At 63.1% G+C, this 463-nt stretch carries 1 pseudogene; it reads left to right on the plus strand.

What is annotated here, in order from left to right:
* A pseudogene (locus X739_RS136605) lies at positions 1–463 on the plus strand (ISNCY family transposase); the annotation flags it as partial.

A 463-nucleotide genomic window follows, 5' to 3' on the forward strand; every position in this document is an offset into this window, starting at 1 on the left:
CGCGAGATCCAGTTCACGCGCGGTCGACCGAATCGGGTCCAACTCTACCGCGAGCTGATCGCAATCACCTGCGCGACCTTGGCCTATCTGAAGCAGGCGAGCGAGCGATTGGCCATGGCGAGCACACCGGCCATCGCACTGTGGCAGCTCCAGGTCCATCACTATGAGCCGTTGGTCGAGCGCATCATCAGACAGAGCGAGCGACGGGTGTTGGCCGACGAGCCGGTGCCTGCCGGCGAGAAGTTGGTCAGCCTGTTCGAACCACATGCAGATATCATCGTCAAAGGCAGCCGCAATACCGAGTACGGCCACAAACTCAACCTGACCACTGGCAGGAGCGGCATGATCCTCGATCTGGTGATCGAAGCAGGCAATCCGGCCGACAGCGAGCGGCTGCTGCCGATGCTGGAGCGCCACATCGCCTTCTACGGCAAAGCGCCGCGGCAAGCGGCGGCCGATGGCG

The sequence above is a fragment of the Mesorhizobium sp. LNHC209A00 genome (assembly GCF_000502915.1).
In the GTDB taxonomy this organism is placed as follows: Bacteria; Pseudomonadota; Alphaproteobacteria; order Rhizobiales; family Rhizobiaceae; genus Mesorhizobium.